Genomic DNA, 3,227 nt, shown 5'->3' on the forward strand with positions numbered 1-3,227 from the left:
CCGCTCTGTGTCCCGCGGCCCCGACGGACCGGTGCCACGCGGGCCCCGAAGCCTTCGTGGCTCGCCGCCCCCCGCCGCCCCGTGGGCCCGGTGCCCTGTGGGCCGGTGCTCCGCGGGCCCCGTCGCGTCAGTGCCCCGTCGACCCGTCGATCCGTTCGCGGAGGAGGTCGGCGTGGCCGTTGTGGCGGGCGTACTCCTCGATCATGTGGGTGTAGATCCATCGGAGGCTGGGTGCCTCGCCCTTGCGTCCATGCGCCGATTTGGCGATGTCGTCCAGGGCGACGGGCCCCGCGTTGCGGCGGGCGACCGCGATCTCGTCCTGCCAGACGCGGTACGCCTCCTCCCATGTGTCCTGTTCGGTGAGGTGGAACTCGCCGTCCGGGTCCTCGTCGCTGAAGTAGATCGGCCCCTGGTCGTCACCGGCGAGCACCTTGCGGAACCAGATGCGCTCCACCTCCGCCATGTGCCGGACGAGCCCCATGAGGGACAGTTCGGAGGGCGGCACCGACGCGACTCGCAACCGGGCGTCGTCCAGGCCCCGGCACTTGAGCGCGAGCGTCTCGCGGTGATGGTCGAGCCATCCCTCCAGCATGTCCCGTTCACCGGCGGTCACGGAGGGTTCGGTGCGCTGAGATGTCATGCACGCATCCTCACCCACCCGGGCCACGCACGGCCACGCATATGCTGAAGCCTCGGCATCACCGTGGACGGGAGACCCCTGTGAAGGTCGGCTGCATCGGGCTCGGCGACATCGCGCGGAAGGCGTATCTGCCGGTGCTCGGCACCCAGCCCGGCGTCGAACTGCATCTGCAGACACGGACGCCCGCCACGCTCACCGGCGTCGCCGACAGCCTGCATCTGCCGCAGGGACGACGCCACGCCGACCTCGACGCGCTGCTCGCCCAGGACCTCGACGCCGCCTTCGTGCACGCGCCGACCGGCGCCCACCCCGAGATCGTGACCCGGCTGCTGGAGGCGGGCGTCCCCACGTACGTCGACAAGCCCCTCGCCTACGAACTCGTCGAGTCCGAGCGCCTGGTGCGGCTCGCCGAGGAGCGGAACGTAGGGCTCGCCGTCGGCTTCAACCGACGGTACGCGCCCGGATACACCCAGTGCGCCGACCATCCGCGCGAGCTGATCCTGATGCAGAAGAACCGCATCGGCCTGCCCGAGAACCCCCGGACGATGATCCTCGACGACTTCATCCACGTCGTGGACACCCTGCGGTTCCTGGTCCCGGGGACCGTCGAGGACATGACCGTGCGCGCCCGGACCGAGAACGGGCTGCTGCACCACATCGTCCTCCAGCTCTCCGGGGACGGCTTCACCGCGCTCGGCGTCATGAACCGGCTCAGCGGCTCCGCGGAGGAGATCCTGGAGGTCTCCGGGCAGGACACCAAACGTCAGGTCGTGAACCTCGCCGAGGTCATCGACCACAAGGGGCAGCCGTCCCTGCGGCGGCGCGGGGACTGGGTGCCCGTCGCCCGGCAGCGCGGCATCGAACAGGCGGTGCTCGCCTTCCTCGACGCCGTCCGGGCCGGCAAGGCGCTCAGCGCACGGGACGCGCTCGCGACCCACGAGATGTGCGAGCGGGTCGTACGGCAGGTGGAGGACCGCTCCCGTCCCGGTCGCCCCTAGCCCGCGCGGTCCGCAGGCCCTCGAAGGCGCCCCACACCACCAGGACCAGCAGCGCCGCGTGGACCGGCCAGTCACCGAAGCGGACGTACGGAGTCGTACCGCTCGCCGTCGGCACGTCGTACACCGCGGAGGTGCTCTCCTCGGTGCCGAGCCAGGAGCCGACGCGTTCGCCGCTCGGACCGTAGACGGCGGAGACACCGGTGAGGGTCGCGTGCACCATCGGGCGGCCCGTCTCCGCGGCCCGCAGCGCGGCCAGTGAGGCGTGCTGCTCCGGCGCCCAGCTCTGCTGGAACGTGGAGGTGGCCGACTGGGCGAGCAGCACCTCGGCGCCCTCGTCGACGAGACTGCGGCTCATGTCGGGGAACGCGCTCTCGAAGCAGACCATCGGTCCGACGCGCAGCCCTTTGCCGACGTCCATCACCACCTGCTCCGTGCCGCGCCTGCGGTCCTCGCCGGCCGCCTCGCCGACGGAGGTCACCCAGCCGAGCAGGGAGCGCGCCGGTACGTACTCGCCGAAGGGGACCAGTCGCATCTTGTCGTAGCGGTCGCCGGTCGGGCCGTCGGGGCCGACGAGCACCGAGCTCTTGTAGATGCCGGGGCGGTCCGAACGGTGGGCGTCCACGTTGACCAGGATGTCCGCGCCCGTCGCGCGGGACAGCGCGGCGATGCGGTCGGCGAGGTCGGGACGCTCGACCAGGTCGTAGCCGACACTGCTCTCGCCCCACACGATGAGGTCGAGGTCCCGATCCGCGAGACGCCGGGTCAGGGCCTCCTCCCTCGTGAACCGGTTCTCCGGGCCCTTGGTGACCCCGGGCTGGACGACGGCGATCCGTACCCGGCCGCTCACGTCGGGGCGTGGTGACCACACCCACACGGCGGACGTCACGGTGGCCGTCGCGACGAGGCCCGCGACGGCGGGGACCCGCGCCCGCCGTACCGCGACGAGGACGGCGACCGCGACGTTCACGGCGACCACCAGGAAGCTGAGCAGCCAGACCCCGCCGACCGAGGCCAGCCGGAGCGCTGCCTCCACCTGCCACTGGCTGGACCCCAGCAGTCCCCAGGGTCCGCCGAGCCCCTGCCAGGACCGGACGAGCTCGATCGCCAGCCAGCCCGACGGCACGACCAGCAGCGCGGCGGCGACCCGCCGGGGCGGGGGAGCGCCCGCCAGCAGACGGTGCACCAGCCAGCCCCAGGGCGCCCAGAGCGCCCCGAGCAGGGCGGCTATGACGAACGTGAAGACATGCAGGTTCGGCAGCAGCCAGTGGTGCAGTGCCAGCATGTACCCGATGCCGCCCAGCCAGCCGTCGTACGCCGCCCGCCGCGCGGTCGGGGCCGTGCGGACCAGCAGCAGCCAGGGCACCAGTGCCACGTAGGCGAACCACCACAGGGCCGGTCCGGGGAACGCGAACACGGGCAGCGCCCCGGCCGCAGCGGCGCCGAGACCACGCCGCCATGGGGAGGCCGTCCCTTCGGGCGTCGTCATCCAGCGCCTCCCTCCCCGGTGATGGGTGCTTCCAGTGTGCGCCCCCGAGACGATCTCCGACAGAGGGCGGGGGGAGGGGCGGGCGTGCCGGGAAGGTATGGCG

Annotated in this window: 3 protein-coding genes; 1 reads left to right on the top strand and 2 read right to left on the bottom strand. The window is 72.5% G+C overall.

Annotated elements, in window-relative coordinates:
• Positions 1–127: 127 nt before the first annotated feature.
• Complete coding sequence (locus AOK15_RS29205; RefSeq protein ID WP_055521340.1) at positions 128–640, bottom strand: DinB family protein; 513 nt, start codon at positions 638–640, stop codon at positions 128–130.
• 80 nt (positions 641–720) lie between these two features.
• On the opposite strand from AOK15_RS29205, the gene AOK15_RS29210 reads away from it, so the two are divergent.
• Entirely contained in the window at positions 721–1,638 is a 918-nt protein-coding gene (locus AOK15_RS29210; protein ID WP_055521341.1) for a Gfo/Idh/MocA family protein, read from the top strand.
• Here AOK15_RS29210 and lnt read toward each other — a convergent pair.
• Positions 1,550–3,124 carry an apolipoprotein N-acyltransferase gene (lnt, locus tag AOK15_RS29215; protein ID WP_055521342.1) on the bottom strand — a complete coding sequence of 525 codons (1,575 nt, stop codon included), beginning with the start codon at positions 3,122–3,124 and terminating at the stop codon, positions 1,550–1,552. The two genes, AOK15_RS29210 and lnt, sit on opposite strands and share 89 nt — an antisense overlap.
• Between the last annotated feature and the right edge of the window lie 103 nt (positions 3,125–3,227).

The organism is Streptomyces ossamyceticus, assembly GCF_001418475.1.
In the GTDB taxonomy this organism is placed as follows: Bacteria; Actinomycetota; Actinomycetes; order Streptomycetales; family Streptomycetaceae; genus Streptomyces; species Streptomyces ossamyceticus.